This is a genomic window from Paremcibacter congregatus, from assembly GCF_006385135.1.
In the GTDB taxonomy this organism is placed as follows: Bacteria; Pseudomonadota; Alphaproteobacteria; order Sphingomonadales; family Emcibacteraceae; genus Paremcibacter; species Paremcibacter congregatus.
Genome location: NZ_CP041025.1, coordinates 746,362 through 771,115, shown reverse-complemented (window position 1 = coordinate 771,115; position 24,754 = coordinate 746,362). Strand labels below are relative to the sequence as shown.

16 protein-coding genes are annotated in these 24,754 nt (G+C 50.2%); 7 read left to right on the top strand and 9 right to left on the bottom strand.

All coding sequences use genetic code 11. From position 1 onward, the window contains the following. The 6 genes from FIV45_RS03360 to FIV45_RS03335 form a co-directional block, all read right to left on the bottom strand. The gene (locus tag FIV45_RS03360; protein ID WP_099470955.1) at positions 1–2,082 is read right to left on the bottom strand and encodes a hydantoinase/oxoprolinase family protein; all 2,082 of its coding nucleotides are present in this window, start codon (positions 2,080–2,082) and stop codon (positions 1–3) included. Positions 2,083–2,107: 25 nt separating this feature from the next. Further along, a complete protein-coding gene (locus tag FIV45_RS03355) occupies positions 2,108–2,437 on the bottom strand; it encodes a cupin domain-containing protein (protein WP_099470954.1) in 330 nt (109 codons plus the stop codon). Next, complete coding sequence (locus FIV45_RS03350) at positions 2,437–3,249, bottom strand: aspartate/glutamate racemase family protein (RefSeq protein ID WP_099470953.1); 813 nt, start codon at positions 3,247–3,249, stop codon at positions 2,437–2,439. The genes FIV45_RS03355 and FIV45_RS03350 overlap by 1 nt, the downstream gene beginning before the upstream one ends. Positions 3,250–3,337: 88 nt before the next feature. Further along, positions 3,338–5,575 (bottom strand): TonB-dependent receptor, encoded by a 2,238-nt coding sequence (locus FIV45_RS03345; RefSeq protein WP_165776866.1) that lies wholly within the window; start codon positions 5,573–5,575, stop codon positions 3,338–3,340. A 173-nt stretch (positions 5,576–5,748) separates the two neighbouring features. Beyond that, positions 5,749–8,472 (bottom strand): winged helix-turn-helix domain-containing protein, encoded by a 2,724-nt coding sequence (locus FIV45_RS03340; RefSeq protein ID WP_099470951.1) that lies wholly within the window; start codon positions 8,470–8,472, stop codon positions 5,749–5,751. Positions 8,473–8,706: 234 nt separating this feature from the next. Beyond that, complete coding sequence (locus tag FIV45_RS03335; protein ID WP_181040138.1) at positions 8,707–9,687, bottom strand: GlxA family transcriptional regulator; 981 nt, start codon at positions 9,685–9,687, stop codon at positions 8,707–8,709. A 135-nt stretch (positions 9,688–9,822) separates the two neighbouring features. On the opposite strand from FIV45_RS03335, the gene FIV45_RS03330 reads away from it, so the two are divergent. Continuing rightward, on the top strand, positions 9,823–10,479 hold the full coding sequence (locus tag FIV45_RS03330; RefSeq protein ID WP_099470950.1) for an HD domain-containing protein: 657 nt from the start codon (positions 9,823–9,825) through the stop codon (positions 10,477–10,479). Positions 10,480–10,759: 280 nt separating this feature from the next. Here FIV45_RS03330 and FIV45_RS03325 read toward each other — a convergent pair whose 3' ends face one another. Then, entirely contained in the window at positions 10,760–13,186 is a 2,427-nt protein-coding gene (locus tag FIV45_RS03325) for a TonB-dependent receptor plug domain-containing protein (RefSeq protein ID WP_181040137.1), read from the bottom strand. A 330-nt stretch (positions 13,187–13,516) separates the two neighbouring features. Next, a complete protein-coding gene (locus tag FIV45_RS03320; protein WP_099470948.1) occupies positions 13,517–14,530 on the bottom strand; it encodes a LacI family DNA-binding transcriptional regulator in 1,014 nt (337 codons plus the stop codon). Positions 14,531–14,743: 213 nt separating this feature from the next. Here FIV45_RS03320 and FIV45_RS03315 point away from each other — a divergent pair, with 213 nt between their 5' ends. From FIV45_RS03315 to FIV45_RS03300, 4 genes are read left to right on the top strand one after another with little or no spacing between them, the layout of a single operon-like run. Further along, on the top strand, positions 14,744–17,092 hold the full coding sequence (locus FIV45_RS03315; protein ID WP_099471067.1) for a GH92 family glycosyl hydrolase: 2,349 nt from the start codon (positions 14,744–14,746) through the stop codon (positions 17,090–17,092). Positions 17,093–17,132: 40 nt separating this feature from the next. Then, a complete protein-coding gene (locus FIV45_RS03310) occupies positions 17,133–18,371 on the top strand; it encodes a sugar MFS transporter (RefSeq protein WP_204601963.1) in 1,239 nt (412 codons plus the stop codon). Then, positions 18,368–19,354 (top strand): carbohydrate kinase family protein, encoded by a 987-nt coding sequence (locus tag FIV45_RS03305; RefSeq protein WP_099470947.1) that lies wholly within the window; start codon positions 18,368–18,370, stop codon positions 19,352–19,354. The genes FIV45_RS03310 and FIV45_RS03305 overlap by 4 nt, the downstream gene beginning before the upstream one ends. Before the next feature lie 11 nt (positions 19,355–19,365). Further along, a complete protein-coding gene (locus FIV45_RS03300) occupies positions 19,366–20,544 on the top strand; it encodes an AGE family epimerase/isomerase (protein ID WP_099470946.1) in 1,179 nt (392 codons plus the stop codon). Between the two features lie 27 nt (positions 20,545–20,571). On the opposite strand, the gene FIV45_RS03295 is transcribed toward FIV45_RS03300, so the two are convergent. Continuing rightward, complete coding sequence (locus FIV45_RS03295; protein ID WP_099470945.1) at positions 20,572–20,991, bottom strand: MarR family winged helix-turn-helix transcriptional regulator; 420 nt, start codon at positions 20,989–20,991, stop codon at positions 20,572–20,574. Positions 20,992–21,141: 150 nt separating this feature from the next. On the opposite strand from FIV45_RS03295, the gene FIV45_RS03290 reads away from it, so the two are divergent. Further along, positions 21,142–22,215: a substrate-binding domain-containing protein gene (locus FIV45_RS03290; RefSeq protein ID WP_165776865.1), complete on the top strand. Its 1,074-nt coding sequence runs from the start codon at positions 21,142–21,144 to the stop codon at positions 22,213–22,215. A gap of 230 nt (positions 22,216–22,445) precedes the next feature. Then, positions 22,446–24,698, top strand: coding sequence for a TonB-dependent receptor (locus FIV45_RS03285; RefSeq protein ID WP_099470943.1), 2,253 nt, complete (start codon positions 22,446–22,448; stop codon positions 24,696–24,698). The last annotated feature ends 56 nt before the right edge of the window (positions 24,699–24,754 follow it).

Genomic DNA, 24,754 nt, shown 5'->3' with positions numbered 1-24,754 from the left:
TCACGCTCCTTTTTCTGCAAAGTTCAGATGAATGATATAATTGCCATAGGCATCAACATTGGCAGTATGACCGGGGGAAATAACAAGTGTTGCCGAAGGTTCCTGAATAATCGCCGGACCGGTAAACACCATCCCGGGTTCGAGCTTCAAGCCGTCATAGACAACAGTATTATGGACCCCGTGCTGGTCAAAATCGACGTGCCGTTCATGCAGTATCGTTTCTGACAGGCTTCGACCTGTGACTTGTTTTTTGACGATTTCAGGTTTGGGTACTTCGACCTTGGCAATCAGGTGAAAATTCACCAGTTGCACAGCCGCATCAAGACGATAGGTATATCGCTTCTCATAGGCGTCATGGAACGAGGCAATTGCCTGTATAATATCCACCTGCCCCTGATCGTTCACAGGGATGGACACTTTTACCGTATGCTCTTGTCCGGCATAACGCAGGTCAGCCAAATGTTCAAAAATGATCTGTTGATCCTGCTCAACACCATCCTGATTATAATCAATTGCCGCCTTGTTTTTTAAGGATTGGAAAACTTCGGCAATCTCGGCAGCGTTTTGGTCCGCCACCATTGTCAGATGGGTTTGGATATAGTCTCGCCGCAGGTCGGTCAACAACATGCCCCACGCCGAAAATACAGATGAATTTACCGGAACAATAACCTTAGGAACCTTTAATTCTTCCGCCAGAGCCACCGCATGCATCGCCCCACCACCGCCAAAAGCGATCAATGCAAAATCCCGGGGATCATACCCCTTGTTTGTTGAAACAAGCCGCAGGGCATTTGTCATATTGGCATTGGCTATCCTGACCACACCCCGTGCCGCTTCTTCCAAGGACACATCAAGGTCGGTCATGATCTGGGCGAAGGCTTGATGCACGGCGTCCATATCCGGTTCGACCTCTCCCCCGACAAAACAATTCTTGTCAATCCGACCCAGAATAAGATTTGAATCCGTGGTCGTCGGTTTTGTACCGCCCTTGCCATAAGCCGCAGGCCCTGGCATCGCCCCGGCGGACTGTGGCCCCACATGAAGTTTTCCACCTTTATCGGTCCAGGCGATGCTGCCGCCGCCGTTGCCGATCTCGACGATTTCAGAGACGGGCGTTTGAATGGGATACCCCGGAGACTTGGTATCTTTCTCAATATAATACTCAGTAGTGACCTTCACGTCGCCCTCTTCAATCAGTGCGCATTTTGCCGTCGTGCCGCCAATATCCAGAACCACCAGATTTTTCTCATCAATCATCTTCCCGAGATACGCGGCGGCAAATATGCCACTGGCCGGGCCGGATTCAACCATCGTGATCGGGTTGTTTTTCGCGCTTTCCACAGTGGCGATGCCGCCATTGGACTGCATCATGTAGGGATGCCCCGTGAAGCCCTCGCTCGCCAGTTTTCGTTCCAGAGATTCAATATATTTTTTGGCAATCGGATGAACATAAGCGGACAGGACCGTCGTGTTGGTGCGCTCATATTCGCGCCACTCCCTGCTGATTTCGCTGGACGCCAGAACCGAAACTTCCGGCCATAATTTCTTGATTTCCCTGACGACGATATTCTCATTATCCGGATTGACATAGGCATGCAGGAAACTGATGGCTATGGCTTCCACCCCTTCGGATTTCAAATATTCCAGTTGGGCCTGTAAGGGGGATAACTCAACGGGTCTTTCGATTTCTCCCTTGTAATTCACCCTTTCGTCCAGTTCCAGCCTCAGGTAACGATCAACAAAGGGCACGGGCTTCCGGAAATTAAAATTGAACAGATCCGGGCGATTGCCGCGCGCAATCTCCAGCACATCCCGGAATCCCCTGGTGGTAATCAAGGCGGTTTTGACGCCTTTGCGTTCGGTCAGAGCATTAATGATAACCGTCGACCCATGCGCAAAGAAAGTCATGTCCTCAGGGTTCAAATCCATTTTGTGAATGGCGTTCATGACCCCCTGTTCAAAGTTGGGGGGCGTTGTATCAGCCTTGGCAATTTTTACCGGCCCGCTCTTGCCCGTCTTTTCATCATAGTCATAATAGACAAGATCCGTGAAAGTTCCGCCGACATCGCTAGCTGCACGCATAATCTATCCTTTTAAAATCTAATTCTTAACCAAACAGAACATAAAAAACCCGGCCGTTATCAAAGGCCGTTGAAGCATGTTCTTCCCCGGCCGGGATATGAACCACATCCCCGGCCCGGCATTTACTTTTCCCCGCCGGGGTTTCCAGCAGAAACTCTCCCTCCAGGATGATGGAAATTTCTTCCTGATCATGGGCGGCCATGCCCTCCAAAGGATGGCGAACACCGTTCTGGAAGCCGGCGACGCCCACATTCAGGTTCGCCGATGCATTCTGGCTGACATCTGTACCAATCAGCTCAAATAATTCTGTGATTTCCAATGTCTCCGGCGTAAATTTTGTGGGGTATAATTTCATCAAATAAATCCTCTGACATCGAAGTTAAGTTTATTGCCAATTGGCGGGGCCTCCCGAAACAGGCCAAATTCAGTAATCTGATCTTCCGAAGGCGCGGCACTTCCCCATTTTCGACTGGGGACCCAGCCAAATTGCTTTTTCAAACCGGCAAGATGTTCCGCGGCCTTATAGGCGGCAATTATCGGATCGATCACGGGAATGCCCAGTTCCTTCTGGACCTTCTCCGCCAAGCCGAATGTACAGGTGCACCCCAGAATCAAGGCTTCCGCCCGATCTTCTTCCATCGCCTTCCGGCCGGCGTTAATAATTCGTGTTTCAGTTAATCCACAGTCCTTTTGCAGATCATGGGCCGCAACATCAATCGACCTCATGGAAGCCAGACGCGGTCCGTAACCGTAATGCTTTACCCGTTCGGTCATCTGCGCCCGCCATTTTTCCTGACCGATTATAATTGAAAAGTTATTGGCCAGATTGGCCGCAACCTGAATGCTTGCCTGACAAGGGGCAACAACAATGGCTTCGCCTGATATTTCCCGGGAATCTTCCAGCGCCGGATCATAAAAACACCCGATGACCACGGCATCGAAGCCTTCCTTTGCAGCGTAGCGTGTGACCCTGACCGTATCCCCGACAATCAGGGCTTCAAATGTTCGATACTCAAGATTGTTCATCTGCGCATCAGATTTGAAAGAGATGACCTCAACCGCGACCTCAGGCGATTTAATGCTATTGATATAGTCCCCCATCGGCTGATCATAATCAGGAAAACCCAATGGATTTATCCATAAAATGCGTGTTGCGTTCAGTGACATTTTTCCATCCTTGTTGGCACACAGAAGACCGTCTTCTGCGGGTGGAGATTCAGGAAGAGAAAATCTCTTCCTGAAATTTCTATTAAGTTTAGAAGTTCACTTTCACATCAAGGTGCCAGGTCCGGGGCATCGCCGGATGAGAAAACCCGCCCAATACCCATTCGGAGTTATAGGCTTCGTCCGTCAAGTTGCGGACCGAGCCCGTGACCGACCACACGCCATCCGGGTCTTCAACACCAATGCGGGCATTGACCAGGTTAAGAGCACTGCGGGCGGTTGAATTCTCCGGATCCCAGAATTGCGCACCGCGCCGTTCATAGTCGACCCGTGCCACCAGACCAAAGTCTTCCGTAAGATCTGTACGATATTGCGCGCCCAGATTAAGGGTCGTCTTGGCCACATAAGGTGCCTCATTCCCCACCGTTGCCGGGTTCAGGGTATTCGCCAGTATTTCACTGTCGGTATATCCGAAAGAAGCATAAAGATTTACGCCTTCAGCGACACTGGCCACGGCTTCGATCTCACCGCCCATCAGGCGTACTTCATCAATATTAACAAGAGCCTGCCCCCCAATGGCGCCAATAAAGACAAAATACAAAGGGTTGGTTTTTGTATGGAAAGCGGCAACGTTCAAACGCAGACGATTATCCAGGAGTTCACTTTTAAAGCCAACTTCATAGGTCTTGGTGATTTCGGCATCAACCGTATCTTCAACACCAACCACACCGGCGCCAGACGCCGCGGCGCCAACACCGAACTGGTTATACTGACCACTACGGAAACCTTCGCCATAAGATGCATAAAGATTGGCATCCTCGCTCACGGCATATTTCAGGGACACCTTTGGCTGGAGTTTGTTATAGGTGGCTTCCTGGCGGCAATTTTCCGGCGCACTTTCTGTGCAGCCCGCCGGCAGGCCCGCCGTATTGAGAGGAGATATATTCTGTATCCGTTTATCTTCGTCATAGCGAAGCGCCACGGCAATCTCCATGTCCTCTGTCACGTCATAGGAAACGTTACCAAACAATGCCCATGCCTGATTGTTATTGTCATCGGCAATGAAGGATAACGTCGGGTTCGTCACACTGGCGAATTTTGGCAGTCGTTCAATGCGCTCAATACCCTGACGGTTATCATCTCCGGTGGTCGTTGAAATAAACCGGTCGGTTTCCAGATAGTAGGCGCCAACCATCCATTGAAGAGGTTCTGCCGTATTGGACGCCATACGGAATTCCTCACTCCAGGCGCTGATGTCTACAAACTGCGTCTGTGAACCATCGAAAATACCAAAAATATCAACTTCATTGGTGTAAGGGAACTGATCCCCGGCGCCATATTCCATCACGCGATTATAAGAAAAAATATTGGTAAAGGTAATATCGTCGGTATCGTAAACCAGTTTCAGGGATACTTCATCAATATCGCGTTCATTAAAACCGAGGTTGTTGGCGCAGAATGTCCGCACAACAGTGTCAGCATCAGGGGCAGGCCCGCCAAACGGATTGGATGTATTGCACGTATCCCCGTCAAAGGCCACGGACTGCGACTGATAATTCAATCCGCCACCTTCGGTGCGCACCATGCTGCCCCGCAGGGTCGCGGTCAGGTTTTCGGATATATTCCATTCCAAAATCGCCCGCAGGGTAAGATCTTCAAGACCGTCGGCCTTTTCATTCAGCTGGATATTGTCGAGATACCCGCCGATATCCTGATATTTTGCCGCGAGCCGGAATTTCAACTTATCTTCCACAAGCGGTCCGCCAACAGCGGCCTGAATCGAATATTCATTACCGGTCCCGAATGTGGCCCGGGCATAACCTTCCAACTCATCGCTTGGCTGATTGGAACTGATCAGGATAGCACCACCGGCGGCATTACGCCCATACAGCGCTCCCTGTGGCCCGCGAAGTACTTCGATGGTCTGGGTATCAAACATGGCCTGGGTTAATTGTCTGTTATTTATCTGCAACACGCCGTCGACAACAACCGCGACGGGGGCTTCGCCGTTGCGGACCTGAGATATGCCGCGAATGGTCATGAACGACACCCCGGCGCTCTGTGCGTTGGCCAAGGTTACATTGGGCGTGAGTTGCAGAAAGTCATCCGCCGTATCAATACGGGAATCCTCGATCGTTTGCGCTGAAAATGCCGTTTCACTCAGCGGCACGTCCTGCAAACTCTCAGACCGCATCCGCGCAGTCACCACAATTTCTTCAAGCATCGTAATGGAATCCTGATCACTTTCCTGCGCCATGGAAACCTGTGGATGTGAAGCCATAAGCGCAAAAAGCGATGCAGCTCCAATCCTCCCTAGTGTCTTATTCATTAGCTTTCTCCAAAAAGAAGTCTTCCGCATCAGATTTATTTCTGATGGCTTTATTATTTAAAATGGAGGGGTAGAAAACAACCTTCTGGAAGGGTAGCAAAGGGTCTATTCAGGATAGGTTTTCCACCGGCGTTCCAAAACCTACCCCAATGGTTAGGTTCTGTTGCCTGCCCTTATCCCAACAATCCTTTTTGCCGGGCGACGATGATCGCCTTGGCCCTTTTATCCACATCCAGTTTCACAAAGATATTTTTCAGGTGGAATTTTACTGTATGTTCGGTCATTTCCAGGGCACGGGCAATTTCCTTATTGGACAGCCCTCCCTGGAGCTCCATCAAAACTTCCATTTCCCGGCTGCTGAGCAATTCCTGATGCAGGAGTGATACCTTCTTCATTTTCCTGGCCTGGGCGGCACATTCCTGTAAAAAATTCAACGCCAGACGGTCAACATTTTTTTGCCGCCGAACAGCATAGGCCGCCGCAACGAGAGGTACGATATTATCATTTTCCGTGAAGGGTCGAATAATATTCTCCGGCCATGCCAGGGCCGCCGCTTCAAACAGAAAGTCAGAGGCCCGCGCCATATTATTCTGCCGGAATTCAAGTTCGGCCCGCATGATCAGAATATTTAACAGAAAACATGTTGCCTTCACTTCCCGGCAGCATTCTTCCATATTCACCAAAAGCGCCCTTGCGGCGGTAAAGTCCTCAATCTTCATATACCAAAGAGCCGCAGCTTTACCCATATACTGCAAAGGACGCCACGACATGGGATCAGATTGCCCCCTATCCCACTTCAGGCTGCCCTGCATCTGATATAAAATGCGCTCCGCATCAGGACGGTTTTCTTCCAGGGTGGCAACCATCAGGTCACAACACTGGACAAAGACAGATAGTCGCTCAATGCTCCTTTCAGACACGACCCGCTGACAACGATCTCGCAATTCTACGATTAAAGATTTCTTTCTTTCCCTGCAGGCCCTGACAAGGATCATTTCATAAGCGCTGATGTATATTTCGAACCAGCCATCAAATTCTTCAATATGATCAAGGGCCATCATCACCTGGGTCATATCGTCGCCCCCTTCTCCCCGCCAGTCCCGCAACGAGAATAACGATACGTCCGCAATGTATTTTAGACCACTATCCGAACCAAAATTCTCGTCCGCCATATTCTGGGCCTCGCGAAAATAAGCCTCCGCTTGTCTCAGGTGACCCTGATACAGTGAAAATTGCCCCAAATGCACATAGCAGTAATTCAGACCCAATACGCTATTCGCCTGGCGCATAGATCTGATGCCTTCCTGAATAAACTTCAGGCCTTCATCAAATTTACCGTTAGCCATCATCGACAAGGACAGGCTACAGAATAAAACCCCCGGCGAAATGCCGTCTTCAGGGTCGAGCTTTTTAATACGTTGCGTCAACGTGACCAGATTATTGGCGACGAAATCATCTTCATACGTATTCTGCAACACCTCAACAACATCAAAGTCTCTATGGAAAGCGGGAAGGTTTCCCCGATACGCCTCGGCTCTCAATTTTGGATTACAGCGGGCAAATTCAATATAGTTGCGGGCTTCGCGAATTTCGCCCTTTTTTTGGAAATAATATGCTCTGGCAACCTGCAGGCGGGGGTAGTCCGCAAACTGCTCATCGGGGATATGGTGCAACAGGTTTCGTATATAGCCAATCCCGCCATAAAGAATTAATTCCCACCCCCCGGCATTCTCAATTAATTGAGCCGCAAGGTCATAATCTCCCGCCAGACAGGCATGACGCACGGCTTCATTCAGGTTATTGTCCGCTTCAAACCATTTAGAGGCCTTCAGATGCAAAGAGGGAATCTCGTTCAGATAACGTTTATGAAGCAGTTCTTTTAGGAATTCAGAGAAAAGATGGTGATAGCGAAACCATTTTTTTTCCTCATCCAGAGGGACAAATAATGCATTAATACTGCCTGCATCTTCAAGTTGGTCAAATCCTCCTTCAATACCGCAGATCGCATAGGCCAGATTATCATTCACACGTTCCAGAACCGATGTCTTTATGAGAAATTCCTGAACGACCTCTGGGCATTTATTCATGATCTGTGCTGAAAGATAATCGGCCAGATGACTTGTTTTTCCGGAAAAAGAGTCAAGCACCTGTTCCTTGTTCTCCCCCAACGCAATAAACTGACTCGCAAGCTGGATAGTGACAGGCCACCCTTCTGTTTTTTCAAGCAACCGCGAATACTGCTCATCAGACAGATCAAGGCCAATAACTTCCTTCATCTCTACGGTATCAAATCGCAACTCTTGCGGACCAAATTCCTGCAATTGGCCAAATGATCTTATTTTTGTCAGATCAAACCCCGGCTTCTCACGGCTGTTGATCACCAAATGAAAATTATCCGGCATGTTATCCAGAAGTCTGTCCATGAACTGATCAATTTCCGGCGCTTTTATGCGGTGATAATCATCAAGAATTAAGACGACACTTTCATCAAGCTCGGATATTTTTGCCAATAAAAGCCCAAGACAGGATCGGGGAGACGTATCAGACAACCCCTGTTCCGCCAGCATCTCCAGCCGTCCAAGATCCAGTCCCGATGAAATAAGGGAAAAAATGATATAACAAAGAAGGTTGTTAAGATCGCTATCATATTCATCAAGGGTCAACCAGGCGACTTTTACATTTTTGGCCAGTAATCTCTGCCGCCACTGGCTCAATAATGTGGTCTTGCCAAAGCCTGCCGGCGCCGTAATTACAGTGAGGTCATGCTGGATTCCGTTATCAAGCACATTAATTAAACGGGACCGGCGAATGACTGAAACATGATGGCGCGGCGGCAACCATTTCGTTGAAATTAACCAGCTGCCAACTTCCCTGTCTATTTCATTACTATCACGCATATACAGCCATCCAGTTTGGATTACAGCCTCTCCCACAACTGACTCTTAAATACTCTCTATTACTATATGATATTATGAAGAAAATAAAAACTCCCCGTTAGAGTAGTATCACTGGACGTCTGCCATGATTGCCGTCTTCGAATAAAATGGATAATTATTCGGGCGAACTGACATGAGGGTCTGGCTCATCTGTCCCGATAAAGATATCCAGACGCTGCCACCGACTAATGCACTTTATATGGTTGCAGACCGGGAAAAGCGGCGACGATAATCACTGGGTTTAATGCCGGAACGTCTCAGGAAAGCTCGTCGCATCAAATCAACATTGGTGAAACCACAACGTGAGGCAACGCGCTGAAGAGGCGTATCACTATCCTCCAGTAACCGCCGGGCCGCATCAATGCGCGCAAGCTCGACAAAGTCTGCCGGTGTCATCTCCGTTTCGTTACGGAAAACCCGGCTGAAATTACGCACACTCATGGCCGCTTTATCAGCAAGAGCCGGTAACGACAGGTCAGCATTGAGATTGTGTAATACCCATTGTTGAACTGACTGAATAGTGCTTTCTTCGGCAACCTGTGCCGCAAGATGGGCGCTGAACTGAGACTGCCCCCCCGGCCTGCGTAAAAATACAACTAATTGCCGCGCCGTTTTGAGAGCCAGAGCTCGACCATAATCATCTTCAATAAGCTTTAAGGAGAGATCGATTCCCGCCGTAATACCCGCAGAACTGCATAAGGCGCCGTCCTGCACAAAAATATCATCATAATGGACATCAGCCTCAGCATAATATTTTGCGAGTTCTGCGGCCTGTTGCCAGTGTGTTGTGACCTTTTTCCCGTCAAGCAACCCCGCGGCTCCCAGAAAGAATGCCCCGGTGCAAACCGACCCATAACGCCGTATCTTTGATACGCGGCGCTGCAGCCACTGACGAAAATCAATCATATCTAATGCTTGCTCGTACCTATGGGTGCCCGCAACTATCAATGTATCAATCGGAAAATCAGCCTCGTAAATAGAGGACTGGGCAATAATTGTCATGCCGTCCAGCTCAATGGTCTTAGATTTAACGGTAGAGATAAGCCTTACATCGTAAAGATTTTGCTTTTCCATTTGGCGGTCGGCTTCCCGAAATGCCGCCAGCGGACCAGAAATATCAAGCGACTGCGCCTGAGGTGGAATAGCAATGGCTATGGTCAAAGGTTTTTGCGTCATTGGTTCTCGCCTCTTATTTAGCTTGGCCGAATAGTCCTGCATTTTGTCTTAAAGTGACTGAAACGTACTATTGAGCCATGAGCACCATATAGCTAAATTGAGGAACAAATCAATACTCAGTACGGAGAGCCACTTATGTGCCAGGCAGATAAAAATATTGAAAATCTAACGGGTATCGTTATTCCTGACAGTCAACTCGCGAAAGAGGTGACAGAATTCGTCCGCGACACCTCGTCGGACTTGCTTTTTAACCATTCCAGCCGGGTATATTATTTTGCCGCAATTCGCGGAAAGAAATTAGGGGTCGAATATGATCCGGAACTTCTCTACACAGGAGCGATGTTTCATGATATCGGCTTGATCCCACAATACAGTAGTCAGCATGAGCGATTTGAAGTAGACGGTGCCAATGCAGCACGTGATTTTTTAAAACAGCACAACATTTCAGAAGAAGATATCAATACAGTTTGGGCTTCTATTGCCCTTCATACAACGCCCGGCATCCCCTGCCATATGCATCCTGTGATTGCCCTCGTTACAGAAGGCGTGGAAATGGACGTGCTAGGGATTACATATTCAAAATTTAGTGACGAAGAGCGCGCGGCTGTAGTCGCGGCATACCCCCGGACAAGTGATTTCAAGAACGATATAATCCAAGCTTTCTATGACGGCATCAAACATAAACCGGATACGACATTTGGAAATGTGAAGGCTGATGTACTCGCCCACAAGGATTCAAATTTCAAACCTAAAAACTTTTGCTGCACGATCCTTAATTCAAAATGGAAATAACAACAGCTTTATGAGGAGAAATGTGATCCACAGCACATAGCATTCTGCGCATTTCAAGGCTCTGTTCAGAAATCGGCAGCATCAAGCTAATCCGAGCCGCGTTCCGGAAGGATAAAATATTCTTTCCTTGACCGTCTCCGGATTTGTCGTACCGGCAAAAAATAACGATCTTTTTAAGGGAACCGCGTGCAACAGGAAGGAAAAAGCCCTCCCCCTCATGATGACGGGAAGGGCAAGTCGATAAACTGAAGGACTCTCAGTTTATTAAAAATACATCACGTTAAAAATTGGCCGACATGCGGGCATAGTAGAAGCCGCCGTCGAAGCCATAGGGCGATGCACCGGAATAAACCCGCCCGCAACAATCCCCGGGGGCATAAAAACGGTCTGGGTAATTATCAAACAGGTTATCCACGCCGACCTTAAAGGTATAATGCTCGGCAAAGTTATACGCCGCAGAGATATCTAGGGTCAGTTCACTGCCTGATTCAACGGCATTTTCCACCGGCGCCGCATTGGATTCGGTGAACGTCCAGGACCCGAAATATTTCGCCCGGGCGGACAATACAAGATCACCATAATCATAGGTAATGGAAAGCGTTCCTTTCGACTTAGGCACCATATTCTGAATATTCAATATTGCCCGACCATTCAGAACATCCGGATCAAAACCCAGAATTTTGGTATCGTTGTAGTTATACCCAAGCGTAAATCTCAACTGGCCCTCACCCATATCGACATCATAATTCCCGACAATGTCAAATCCGGTTGTCCGGGAATCATACCCGTTGGTGAAAAAGCGTACGGCGCCGATTGTCGCCGCGGATGTTACCCCTTGCCCGATCAGGATCGCCCGCGCCTCATCAGTCACGGTATTATTACTTGTCAGTCCGATACGGTCGGTGATTTTAATATTGTAATAATCAAAGGTAACAGAGGCGTTATCCGCAGGCTGCAAGACAATGCCCGCCGAGAAGTTTGTGGCGTTTTCCGGTGTCAGTCCTTTGCCCCCGAAATAGGCTGCTATCGGACTGGTCGGCGGCAAGATGCCGCTGGCGATCAATTCACCATCAATAAAGGACGTCCCCGTATTGATCATGTTGGACTGGCCCACCGTCGGCGCGCGAAAACCCGTGGACGCGGCCCCACGAATAGCAATCATTTCAGAAATTTGATATCGGGCAGAAATCTTGCCGTCAAACGTCGAGCCAAAATCAGAGAAATCCTCGAAACGACCGGCAACGCCAACCTGAAAATCCTCACTCAAATCAGCCTCAACATCAAGATAGAACGCCACATTATGGCGACTGTTCTTGCTGGCCTGAGCCGGACTGAAGCCCTGAAATCCGTTGGAACCCACGCCAAGATCTGTCAGGCGTCCCACCTGCCAGGATGCCTCGTCGCCAGGACGAATTTCATAGGTTTCCCGTCTGATTTCACTCCCGAAAGCCACATTGATCGGTCCATCCAAACCACTGATCTGCCAGGGGTAAGAAAAATCAAGATTGATCTGCTGTTCTGAATTCACCAGAACACCTGGTTTAAATTCCGTTGGTGAATCCGCCCCCATGGAAGGGTTAATGGAATTCTTCAGGGTATAATCGACCTTGCCGGCCCCTGTTGCCCCACTCAAATCCCAGGTAAGCCCCGAATCAAACTCGCCTTTAAGGCCGAGGTTGACACTGTAATCCACCACATTGCCGAAGAACCGTGGGGTGAACCCACCAGGGTATCTGTCTGTCAGGCTGTAATCCGGATATATGGCGTCCGGTCCATCCTGAAAGGCGGAACGCGCAAACGCCCCGTTATTCACCGGATCACGATAAAAGAAGCTGCCGTCCTGATTGCTGTTGCCGTAATTACCGAAGATATAGGCCTCGGTATTTTCTGCGACCTCCAGGCCGGCGTTATAAACAACGCGATACCATTCACGGTTCGGCAGACCCCATACGATGGCCGGAACCGGAACAGATGATGCCCCCGGTCCACCGGCATCAATCACGGCCTGGGCAGAAGGCGACTGCACACCCCGCGAAGTCGCATTTGAATTGAGATACTCAAAAGTGACATTGACATACCCCTTATCCGTCAAGGCCAGGCCGACATTGGCGCCAAACTGGAAATCTTCGCCGTCACCCTTGTAATATTGACCATATTGAGCATAAGCCGACGCCCCTGTTTGGTCTTTCAAAACGATGTTAATCACCCCGGCCACCGCATCGGAACCATACTGAGCCGAAGCGCCGTCACGCAAAACTTCAATACGCTTTACAGCCGCCACGGGGAACTGGGACAAGTCAACTGCATGCGAACCCACCTTGTTATCCTGCTCCCCACTCAGGCTGATCAGGGCGGAGCGATGGACCCGTTTGCCATTAACCAGCACCAAGGTCTTGCCACCGGGCAGGCCGCGTAATGTCGGCGTGCGCACAAAAGTTCCGCCATCATCTACCGGACTACGTGACACGTTAAAGGAAGGAGACACAGTTTGAAGCACATCCTGCAGATCTCCCGATCCTGTCGAGCTTAACTCCGCTCCACTCAGCACATCAACGGGTACGGGGGTTTCCAAAATGGTCCGGCCCTTGCGTCGGCTCCCGACTGTAACCACCTCTTCAATCTCAGTGGTTCCAGATGCCGTTTCATCAACAACCTGGGCTCCCGACGCCGCATTTGTCATCATCAATGATGATAAACTTACTGTCATAAGCAATATATTTTTCATAACATTTTAAACCTTTTTTTGAGCATTCCTCTTACAGGTATGAGGTTGAGAAAACCACCGACACCTCCCTTTTTTGGAACGTTCCAAAATCAAAACCCATTGATGTATTGGAACGTTCCAAAAAAGGACCATAAATGAGGGAATTGAAAAAATCAAGAAAATATATTGGCGGGTAATCTATCCTTTTATCAAAAAGGCAGGACTGTTATCTAAATTCAAATAAAACAGGGCAAGTAACTGAAAATACCATATATCCTTGAAAAACAAGCATAAAAATTCCGAAGATCAATGTCTCTCCGATAAACTAGACTATCACGCGGAATCTCTTTCAACAAATTTCACATCGACAAGAATCGTATCGGAAATTTGTTCCTGGTCCTGTAGTCGCTCCAGCAGACGGCATACCCTGTGGCCAATTCTGTCGGCATCAATACTCACGGTGGACAAGGCCGGCGACATCAAACGCGAATCCTCCAGATCGTCGAACCCGACAATCGCCAGATCTTTACCCGGCTCCCTGCCCAGCATGCGCAATTGTTCAATCACACCATAAGCAATCACATCGTTAAAACACACGACCGCGTCAAGTTCAGGATCAAGATCAAGGGCCACACCAATAGCCTGCCGTCCGCCATGCCGGTTTGCATCAGTCTGAACCTGAAGCCTGGGGTCACAGGCAAGCCCTGCATCCGTCATGGCATTTTTATACCCCGCCAGGCGATCATGATAATCGGAAATGCTGTCGCGCCCGCCCAGAAAGGCAATATGCTTGAATCCCTTTTCAATCAGATGGGCTGTCGACTGCTCAGTTCCCGTGATATTATCGGGCAAAACAGTTGGCACCTGCGCCCCGGCAACTTTCCGCATGATATTGATCACCGGAAAACCACTAACCACCAGATCATTAATCCATTCCGCCGTTGTATATGGTGCCGGACAAATGATGAAGGCCGCCACTTTATATTCTTTCAGCTTGTCGACCAGTTGGCCTTGGGTTTCGACGTCTTCCGCACTATTCACCAGAATAGAAAACAGGCCCATGGCGCGAATATATTTTTCAAGCCCGATCGCGAGCTGGGCGGAGTAAGGATTAGACAGATCGTTAATCACAATGGCGACCAAGCTGCGGCGCTTGCCCCGTAACGACGCCGCATCCCGGTTATAGACGTAGCCCAGTTTATCCATCGCTTCCAAAACTTTGGCTTTGGACTTCTCACTAACCTTGCTGCTCCCGGTCAGGACCAATGAAACTGTGGATTTTGAAACCCCGGCATATGCGGCCACGTCAAATACAGTGACGTTTTTCTTAGGTGTCTTTTTGATCATTTATCCTATGCGCCCTATGCTTAATCTGCTCTCTATGTATAAAACAATTGAAATATGAAGAACAAGGTCTTATATTGCCTTTTATTGGAACGTTCCAATTAACACTATCTATATAATAAAAAATGTTAAAAATATAGCACTAAGACAGGAAAAATAAGCATGCAAAGGTTCCCCCGTATCATAAAAAAATCATCGATCGGCCTTGCCCTGATCATGATGACACTCTGCCCCCTTGCCCCTCAGGTGCTATATGCAAAAGACACCCCCCGTGACCCCGAAAACAGTCAGTGGGTAGACCCTTTCATTGGAACAGGTGGTGACGGTCATACGTTCCCTGGCGCCGTCACGCCCTTTGGCATGGTGCAGCTCAGCCCCGATACGGCAAACCTGTACCGTGGCAAAGATCCCCAGCCGGAAATATACAAACATAGCGCGGGATATCATTATGATGACAGTACCATCATCGGTTTCTCGCACACCCATTTCAGCGGCACCGGGCATTCGGATCTCGGCGACCTGTTGATCATGCCGATGATTGGCGAAGCCCATATCACCGCCGGAACAGCTGAACATCCGGAAACAGGCTATCGCTCTCGCTTTGACCACGACCGTGAAACCGCCTCCCCGGGGTATTATGCCGTCGACCTTCTGGATTATGGCATTCATGCGGAACTCACCGCCACGGACCGCGCCAGCATGCATCGCTATAGCTTCTCTCGCGGGGAGGAAGCCCATGTGATGCTGGACCTGACAACCTCCATGTATAACTTTGACAACAAAGTGATCTGGAGCGACGTCAGGATCCTCGACAAACAAACCTTGCTCATCCACCGGTCCACCAATGGCTGGGCCAATAACCGCCCGATGTATTTCGCGGTGCGCTTTTCGCGGCCTTTCACAGATATTGACCTCCATAATCTGGATAACAAAAGATACCGCTGCAATGGATGTCTCGACAAAAAGAACAACCGTCCCAGCACAATCAATAATCCAGACGAACCTTACGCCGCCGGCAAAGCCATAAAAATACTCGCGCACTTTACCGAACCGACACGTGAACCTTTGTTGATTAAAGTCGGACAATCCGCGGTTAGTTACGCCAACGCTATGGAAAATCTGGATACAGAAATAGATCATTGGGATTTTGACCGGGTCCGCGCCGAAACAAAGAAGAAATGGGACACACAATTATCCGTGATAAACATGAAAGGAACAGATAGCCAAAAACGGCAGGTCTATACTGCTCTGTATCATGCGTTACAGGCTCCCCATATCTACCAGGACGTGAACGGCGAGTATCTTGGCCTGAACGGTACGATTCAAAAAGCCACCGACCATACCAACTATACCCTGTTTTCCTTGTGGGACACCTATCGGGCGCTACACCCCCTGCTCACCTATGTCGCCCCGGACCGTGTGCCGGACATGATTCAGTCCATGCTGCTTCATTACCAACAAAGCTACAACAACATGCTGCCCATATGGTCTTTTCAGGCTCATGAAACCTGGACCATGATTGGTTATCACGCCGTATCGGTGATATCTGACGCCTATTTGAAAGGCATTCGGGGATTCGATATCGATCTGGCAAAACAAGCCATCCTCGATACCGCCAATCATCCGTCCTATGACGCCATTCCAGCCTATAAGAAATATGGCTATGTTCCGATGGATAAACTGGCGGAGTCGGTTTCCATCACCCTCGAATACGCCTATGACGACTGGACGATTGCACGCCTGTTTGAGGAACTTGGGGATGATGAAACCGCGCAGGAATTCTACGGTCGGGCGACATCCTACAAAAACCTGTTTGATCCCCGCGTCAAATTCATGCGCGGCAAGGACAGTCAGGGAAAATGGAATCCTGATTTCGATCCGGAAGAAGCCAAATTGATGGGCCCTTTCACCGAAGGCAGCAGTTTCCAGTATAGTTTCTATGTGCCGCATGACATTGCGGGGCTGATTGATCTGATGGGTGGAGACACCCCTTTCATCGAACGCCTTGATACCCTGTTCACGAAAGAACTGGACCATGAAAAAATCAAGGAACATGAGGATATCGCGGGCCTGATCGGGCAATATGCGCACGGCAATGAACCAAGCCACCATATCGCCTATCTGTATAACTATGCCGGGCAGCCCTGGCGCACCCAGGCGCGTATTCGCCAAATCATGGATACCTTGTCTTCCGACAAGCCGGATGGCCTTGCGGGCAATGACGATGTCGGGCAAATGTCGGCCTGGTACATTTTTTCCAGCATGGGTTTTTACCCGGTAGCCCCCGGCGATCTTAGTTATGCCATCGGGGCGCCGCAGGTGCCGGAAATCTCCCTCACCCTGCAAAATGGCAAACATTTTGGCGTCACGGCTTCAAACCTGTCGGAAACCCATAAGTATATTGCATCCGCCACCCTCAATGGCGCGCCGTTGAACCGCAGCTATATCACCCATCAGGATATCATGGCGGGTGGTCAACTGCATTTCGAGATGTCCGACAAGCCCAACAAGGCATGGGCAACGCAACAGGATCAACGTCCCCCGTCATTAAGCGTGAACAGATAATACCCTCTCAAGAAAGCGGACCATAATAATGGATCAAAGTATGCCCAAAGCTGCACCCGGTAAAGCGGGCTATCACGCCCCCTTTGCCGTGATGACCACATTGTTTTTTATTTGGGGGTTTATTACTGCCCTTAACGATATTCTCATACCTCATCTCAAGGCGGCCTTTGAGTTAAGCTATACCCAGGCGATGTTGGTACAATTTTGTTTTTTTGGCGCGTATTTTCTCGTCGCCCCCTTCGCCGGGAAACTGATCGAAAGGATCGGTTACCTCAAAGGCATCATCACCGGTCTGTCCATTATGGCGACAGGGTGCCTGCTGTTCTACCCCGCGGCCGAACTGGGGGTATATGGCTTGTTCCTCGCGGCCCTTTTCATTCTCGCCAGCGGCATCACTATTCTGCAGGTTTCCGCCAATCCCTATGTCGCCATTCTCGGGCCACAGAATACCGCCGCCAGCCGGCTGAACCTGGCCCAGGCCATTAATTCCCTCGGCCATACGCTGGGCCCGCTCTTCGGGGCGCTGTTGATTTTTGGTGCTTTGCAGGAAACAACTGCAGATGCGACGGCCGTTCAACTGCCCTATCTCATACTGGCCGGTTTTATCATCGTCACCGCGTGCACCTTCAAGATGCTTCACCTGCCGGATGTGGAAGCCCCACACCCTGAAAACGAGATATCTTCGAAAGATGACAGCATCTGGCGCCACCCTACCCTTCTGTTCGGCGCCCTCGCGATCTTTCTCTATGTCGGGGCGGAAGTCTCCATCGGCAGCTTCCTGGTCAATTATTTTTCTGAAGACCATATCGGCCAGATGAGCGAACATCAGGCCGGACGCATGGTGTCCTATTACTGGGGAGCCGCCATGATTGGACGGTTCGTCGGCGCCGCCCTGACGCGTTTTGTCCCCCCGGCCTATGTGCTGGCCAGCAATGCCCTGCTCGCGATCTGTATGGTCCTGATAAGCGTATTCAGCGAAGGTGATCTCGCGGTCTGGTCCATCATCGGTGTCGGCTTCTTCAATTCCATCATGTTTCCAACTATTTTCAGCCTTGCGATCCGCGGTCTCGGCCCTCTTACTTCCCGCGGGTCTGGTTTGCTCTGTCAGGCTATTGTCGGTGGCGCCATCATCCCACTGTTTCAGGGGCTGGCCGCCGACAACTTTAATGTCCAGGTGAGTTTTCTCGTCCCTGCGCTGGCCTACACCTATATCACATGGTATGCTTTATCAGGAAGCAAGCAACCTGTCTCGAAATCTTATGCCGGGATAACATCATGAGACCAGTGTTTTGTTTTGGAGAACTCTTAATCGATTTTCTGTCCATCAGCGAACATCAAAGCGATGGACTGACCCTCAAGGACTACCGTCAATATCCGGGTGGCGCCCCGGCCAACGCCGCTGTTGCTGTGGCAAAACTGGGCGGAAAATCCTATTTCGCCGGACAGGTGGGCAGTGGGATCTTTGGAGATTTTCTCAAGCAGGCTCTTGAAAGATATGGTGTCGACACCCGCTTTCTGCTGCAACATCCAACGGCAAAAACAGCGCTGGCCTTTGTCGAACGCGCCCCTGATGGTGATCGACGTTTTTCCTTCTACCGCCATGAAACGGCTGACCTTCTGATGACGCCAGAACAGGTGGATAACGCCTGGTTCTCTGATCCGGTGATCTTTCATTTCTGTTCAAACACCCTCACCACCGACGCCATTACCACCTGCACCCATTATGCCGTCGATCAGGCCTTGCGCCAAAACAACCTGATCAGTTTCGATGTCAATTTACGTCATAATTTATGGCCGGACGGGCATGCCGATAAAGACCGGGTCAACAGCCTGGTCTATAAATCCCATGTGGTCAAATTCTCCCGGGACGAACTGGAGTATCTGGCTTCGGGCGACCTGGAAAGCTACATCCGGGAGGCCTTAAAGACGACCTGCCAGCTTCTCCTGGTGACCGATGGTGGCAATATCATGAGCTATCATACGGCCAGTTACAGCGGAGAAATATCACCGCCGCCCGTTGATCCTGTTGATACAACGGCTGGTGGGGATGCCTTCATAGGGGGATTTCTCCATGCGATCAGCCGGACAAATGATCCCTTTGCCGCGATAGTTGACCGCAGCAAGTTGCCGGAGCTTTTGATGTTTGCCCTTTGCTGCGGTGCCTGCACCGTGACCAAGGCTGGCGCCTTCCCCGCTCTACCGGACCTGAATGAAGCCAACAGCCTCTTCACCCGGTCCTTCCCTGACGCTTCCTCTACATAGCTGGAATTATTATGAACTTCTCTTCACCCGAATTTCTCCTGCAGCATTGTCGGGATATCCTTGATTTCTACGAACCTCGCGTGGTCGACCAGAGTGGCGGATATTATCAGAATTTTCTTGATGACGGCACGGTCTTTGATCCGGGCTTTCGCCAACTCGTGTCCAGCAGCCGAATCATCGTTAATTTTGCACTGGCCGGAAAGACCTTTGACAACCCGAATTACCTTGCCATTGCCCGTCATGGGCTCGACTACCTTGAGACCACGCATTGGCAACCGGAAAGCGGCTCCTACGCATGGACACTGCAGAATCACAAGCCTCAAGACATGACGCAGCAATCCTACGGCTATGCCTTTGTTCTTCTGGCCTATGCCACCGCGTATGGCGCGGGTCTTCTGCAGGACACCCGCCCGTTACACCATATATACAATATCCTTGAAGAAAAATTCTGGCTTGAGGAATATGGCCTCTATGCCGATGAAATCAGCCCCGAAGGCATCCTTCAGGACTACCGCGGCCAGAATTCAAATATGCATCTTTGTGAAGCCTTGATCGCCGCCTATGAGGCCACGGGAGAGGTTTCCTTCCTCCAGCGTGCGAAAACCATCGCCGATAACATCGTCGGACGACAAGCCAGTCTCACCGGCGGATTAATATGGGAACATTACACGCCGCAATTTGACATAGATTGGGACTATAACAAATCGGACCCCAAGAATCTTTATCGTCCCTGGGGTTTCCAACCCGGTCACCAGACCGAATGGGCCAAGCTTCTTATGATGCTTTACCGTCATATGCCGAACCCCTGGTTTCTGGAAAAGGCAGAGTTTCTGTTTAATTCCGCCTATGAGAAGGCTTGGGATCAAAAATATGGCGGCCTGATCTATGGCTTCACCCCGGAAGGGGAGTGGTGCGATGAGGATAAATATTTCTGGGTTCAGAGTGAGAGCATTACCTCCGCCGCCATGCTTTATAAAGCAACGGGAACCGAACGGTATCATGATCAATATACAGAACTTTGGCAGTATTGCTGGGAACATATGGTCGACCACGTCAACGGGGCCTGGTTCCGCATTCTGGCGCGGGATAATTCAAAATATTCCACCAAGAAAAGTTTAGCCGGCGCAAAATGCGATTATCATAACCTTTGCACCTGCCTAGAAGTCCTCAGGACCCTGCATATGGAATGATCCACCGTTTAACAGCCCCGGTAGACATCATCCGTCACTTGACAAGTTTTCAAGACCTTCTTTTATGGGGCTCAAATCACCGATATTCTTTTCCAGCGCCTGTTCCAGTCTAGCCGCAATCTGATCGGCTTCATGAAACAGATTGAGCCCCCGCTCGGTCGGAAAAATCAACACGCGACGCCGGTCTGAATGATGTGGTTTGCGATAAGCGAGATTGTCACTGACCATCCTGTCCATTAATTTTGTGACCGTCGGTAAATTCAGGGACAAACTATCCGCCAGTGAGGTCATGGACTGGCCTGGTTCCTCTTTCAGGATGCCAAGCAAGGTCCACATGTCAATGCTGATCCCTACAGGTTTCAAGGCCACTGTCAGACCTGCCACCATGCGACGGTGCGCCTTTGCCAATAGGGTCGCGATATGATTTTGTTTTTTTACTCGAGTCATGAAATCTAGGAGGTCGAAATTTATTTAATTTGGAAACAATTTACAATTATTGTATCATTGTAAGTCGGAAGGTAATATTTGTCCAGAGTATAGCGTAAAACGATAAGGTCAACTGATATAAACCGCCAAATGAAGTTAAGGGATACAGATATGTCATTACCGGACGTCATAAAAGTGGGAGCGGTCGTGCCTCTCAGCGGTCAGGCCGGGCTGTATGGTCCATCCTGCTGCAACTGCTTTCGACTGGCGGCTGAAGAGATAAACGCAAAAGGCGGTATTCTCGGCCATAAAATTGATCTGGTTTTCATTGATGGCGGTCAGAAGCCATTGGATGTGGCGAATAACATCCGCACCCTGATGGAAAACAATATATTTACGGCTCTTGTTGGCATGCATGATAGCGATGTCCGGCGGGCCATAATTGATGTCATCGATGGCCGTATCCCCTACATCTATACCCCAACCTACGAAGGCGGCGAAACCGCAAAAGGCGTATTCCTGCTCGGGGAAACCCCTGCCCAGCAACTGAAACCGGTTATCCCCTGGCTGCAGGAGCACCGCGATATCTCCCGATGGTACCTAATTGGCAATGATTACTGCTGGCCGCATAAGCTGCATGAGGCGGCCCGATCCTACATTACCGAAACAGGCGGTTGCGTCCTCGGAGAACGTTACGTTAATGAAAACAAGCAGGACCTCAATGCTTATGTCTCTGAAATCGCTGAACTTAATCCTGATTGCGTTCTGATCTCTCTTGTCGGATCCGCATCGGTGGCGTTCAATCGCATTTTCCACAAGAAGGGATTATCCAAAGAAATTCACCGCTTTGGGACCCTTGTGGAAGAAAACACCCTCCTCGCCAGCGGGGCGGCGGCCTGTCGGGGATTGTTATCTGCCTCCAGTTATTTTCCTGATCTGGATGACCCCCAAAATCAACATTTCATTCAGGCGTATAAAGCCAAATTTGGAAAAAATGCTCCTGAATTGAACGCCCTGAGTCAGTCCTGTTACGAAGGTATGATATTCCTGCAAAAACTGGTCGGTCAGGCAAAAAGCCTGGAGATGCAGGCTTTGGTAAATGCATCGGAAGGCCTGCGTTATCAGAGCGCCCGCGGTGACATGGAAATGCATGCCTTTCATGTATCCAAGAATGTTTATCTCGCCGAAGCCAAGGGATATGATTTCCAGATTCTGGCGCGTTTTGAGAATATTTCCCCTTACTGACCAGTCCCGTCACGGCTGCAAACAGAGGCAACACCCCCTTGTCTGAGGCTGGTCAGGGCGATTTTGCGCGCCTTCTATATTTCATATTTAATATTTTCCTTTTCAACTATTAATAAATATAATATTATTATTTAAACAGATGAGTCGCAAAGACCGCCGTTTAGCAAAATATAGTCTCGTTCCACTGCGAACGATCGCAATCACTTTTTAAGAAACAGGGAGTTATATACATGAGAAATCCATCCCCCCGCCGCAGCTCAACCGCTCTTGGGCTAATCGCGCTGCTGAGCCTTGACCCCATGGCCGCCATGGCCGCAGAAGCCGACACGACAGCTATGCTGGAAGAAATTACCGTCACAGCCCAACGGCGCTCGGAAAACCTGCAGCAGGTGCCTGTTGCCGTGACCGCCCTGAGCGCCAATGCCATTGAAAAAGCCGACATCCATACCCCCGACGATATCGCCACCCGCATTCCCGGGATGACGTTCTCTCCCTTTGCCCCCGGGCAATCTGTGGTCAGCCTGCGCGGCATTTCATCCAATGACGATGGCGCCGGTACTGAAAACTCCGTCGCGGTTTTTCTCGATGATGTATATCTTGGCCGCATATCCAATATGGCGTTCGAGATGTTTGATGTGGAACGCATAGAAGTTCTGCGCGGTCCCCAAGGCACGCTCTACGGCAAGAACGCCATCGGCGGCGCCATTAATGTGGTTTCCAGCAAACCCAGCGACACCTTTCAGGCCAAGATCAAAGCCTCCGTTGGCAATTATAACCGCAAGGATTTTGCCGGCATGGTGACCGGCCCCCTCAGTGACAACCTCAACGCCAAAGTGTCCTTTTCCTCCCGTGAACGGGATGGCTGGGTGCAGAATATTTTTACCGGCAACAAGCTTAAAGATGAGAACGTCCAGAGTGTGCGCGGTCAATTGCTGTGGACGGGAGACGCCACGGAAGTTCTGATCAGCGCCGACGCCATGAACATGGATCAGGCCGATATGGCCCGCATTCCCGTACGCAACAATCCCGGCAGCACAATCGTCGAATATCATAAAGGGTTGGGTGGTGATTATAAACATTCCACCAACCCTCAGGACGGTTACGCCCGCAAGAATGCGACAGGGGTCAGCCTCCGCGTGGTGCATGACTTTGGTGACGTCGGCAGCCTGACCTCCATCAGCGCCTACCGGGACAGCACCAATGACTGGGAAATGGATTCCGTCGGGGCCTTTCCCAATATTGTCGATGAGATTGACGACAAGACAAAACAATATTCACAGGAATTCCGCTTCTCCGGCACCTTGAGCGACAAGGCGGATTATGTTCTGGGGCTATTTTACCTCAATGAGAACACCGACCGCATGGAAACCTTCCGTCTGGTGAACGGGGCGGATGACCGTATTCCGACCTTGGGGGCGACAGACCCCACGGACCTTGTCGGCGCCTATCGTCAGGATAACACCACGGACAGTTTTGCCGCTTTCGCCCATGCAAAATACGCCTTCACAGAGAAATTGACCCTGGGACTGGGACTGCGTTATTCCTATGAAAAGAAGAATATTGATACCTGGACCTCAACGTTCGGTGTCGCGCCTGGCTTTATCATCTCTTCCGATTTTGGCACAGATATCATCAAGGGGACCGGGGGCGTTCCCGCCAGTGAATCCTGGTCAGACCTGTCACCGAAAGCGTCCCTCGACTATCAGGCCAATGAGAATACCCTGATTTACGCCAGCGTTTCGAAAGGCTTCAAATCCGGCGGATTTGGTGCAGCCCCGGAAAGCGCGGCGGCGGCAACAACACCGCTCGCACCGGAAACCGCCTGGAACTATGAAATCGGCACCAAAGCAGATCTGGTCGACGGTACCCTGCGTCTCAATCTCGCGGCTTTTTATACGGATTATCAAAACCTTCAGTTCCAGCGCTTTGGCACCCTGCTTGACGGCCAAATCACCCCGTTCGGGGTCTTCCGGACCCGCAATGCCGCCAGCGCGAAAATTTACGGTCTTGAGGCGGAAGCCACCTGGGTTCCTGCCGAGAACCTCTATATTTCAGGGATTTACTCCTATATGCATACCGAAGCCGATTTTGACTTCAGCCCATATTATTCTATCCCCCCGGCCACCGCAGACATTCGCACCAAACCCCTGACCAGAGCCCCCTCCCATAAATTCAGCATCAATCTGGATTACAGTCACCCGGCACCGTGGGGCGGCGAACTGGCCTATCATATTGACTACCGTTACACCGGCGACCAGAGAGGGGATGTGGTATCCGACGCGACCCTGCAACCGGCCTTCGGCCTGTCGGATGCTTCAGTCTCCTGGACCAGCCCAGAAAGCCAGTGGGAGTTCTCCCTCTGGGGCAAGAATATTTTTGACGAGAAGTATGTCTCTCATATTTATATCGTTGGCCCCGGTGATATCGCGGCATTCGGTGATCCGCGCATGTATGGTGCGGCGGTCACCTGGCGTTTCAACTAATAGACTTGCAAGGCGCGCCGGCGGCAGTTCTCGCCGGCGCGCCCTCCTTCCGTCAA

What these genes read in the sequence shown, in the direction of transcription:
- FIV45_RS03355 (WP_099470954.1), bottom strand. Translation starts at nt 2,437, where the DNA reads ATGAAATTATACCCCACAAAATTTACGCCGGAGACATTGGAAATCACA.
- FIV45_RS03285 (WP_099470943.1), top strand. Translation starts at nt 22,446, where the DNA reads ATGAGAAATCCATCCCCCCGCCGCAGCTCAACCGCTCTTGGGCTAATC.
- FIV45_RS03305 (WP_099470947.1), top strand. Translation starts at nt 18,368, where the DNA reads ATGAGACCAGTGTTTTGTTTTGGAGAACTCTTAATCGATTTTCTGTCC.
- FIV45_RS03330 (WP_099470950.1), top strand. Translation starts at nt 9,823, where the DNA reads ATGTGCCAGGCAGATAAAAATATTGAAAATCTAACGGGTATCGTTATT.
- FIV45_RS03290 (WP_165776865.1), top strand. Translation starts at nt 21,142, where the DNA reads ATGTCATTACCGGACGTCATAAAAGTGGGAGCGGTCGTGCCTCTCAGC.
- FIV45_RS03340 (WP_099470951.1), bottom strand. Translation starts at nt 8,472, where the DNA reads ATGCGTGATAGTAATGAAATAGACAGGGAAGTTGGCAGCTGGTTAATT.
- FIV45_RS03360 (WP_099470955.1), bottom strand. Translation starts at nt 2,082, where the DNA reads ATGCGTGCAGCTAGCGATGTCGGCGGAACTTTCACGGATCTTGTCTAT.
- FIV45_RS03345 (WP_165776866.1), bottom strand. Translation starts at nt 5,575, where the DNA reads ATGAATAAGACACTAGGGAGGATTGGAGCTGCATCGCTTTTTGCGCTT.
- FIV45_RS03300 (WP_099470946.1), top strand. Translation starts at nt 19,366, where the DNA reads ATGAACTTCTCTTCACCCGAATTTCTCCTGCAGCATTGTCGGGATATC.
- FIV45_RS03320 (WP_099470948.1), bottom strand. Translation starts at nt 14,530, where the DNA reads ATGATCAAAAAGACACCTAAGAAAAACGTCACTGTATTTGACGTGGCC.
- FIV45_RS03315 (WP_099471067.1), top strand. Translation starts at nt 14,744, where the DNA reads ATGATGACACTCTGCCCCCTTGCCCCTCAGGTGCTATATGCAAAAGAC.
- FIV45_RS03325 (WP_181040137.1), bottom strand. Translation starts at nt 13,186, where the DNA reads ATGACAGTAAGTTTATCATCATTGATGATGACAAATGCGGCGTCGGGA.
- FIV45_RS03295 (WP_099470945.1), bottom strand. Translation starts at nt 20,991, where the DNA reads ATGACTCGAGTAAAAAAACAAAATCATATCGCGACCCTATTGGCAAAG.
- FIV45_RS03335 (WP_181040138.1), bottom strand. Translation starts at nt 9,687, where the DNA reads ATGACGCAAAAACCTTTGACCATAGCCATTGCTATTCCACCTCAGGCG.
- FIV45_RS03310 (WP_204601963.1), top strand. Translation starts at nt 17,133, where the DNA reads ATGCCCAAAGCTGCACCCGGTAAAGCGGGCTATCACGCCCCCTTTGCC.
- FIV45_RS03350 (WP_099470953.1), bottom strand. Translation starts at nt 3,249, where the DNA reads ATGTCACTGAACGCAACACGCATTTTATGGATAAATCCATTGGGTTTT.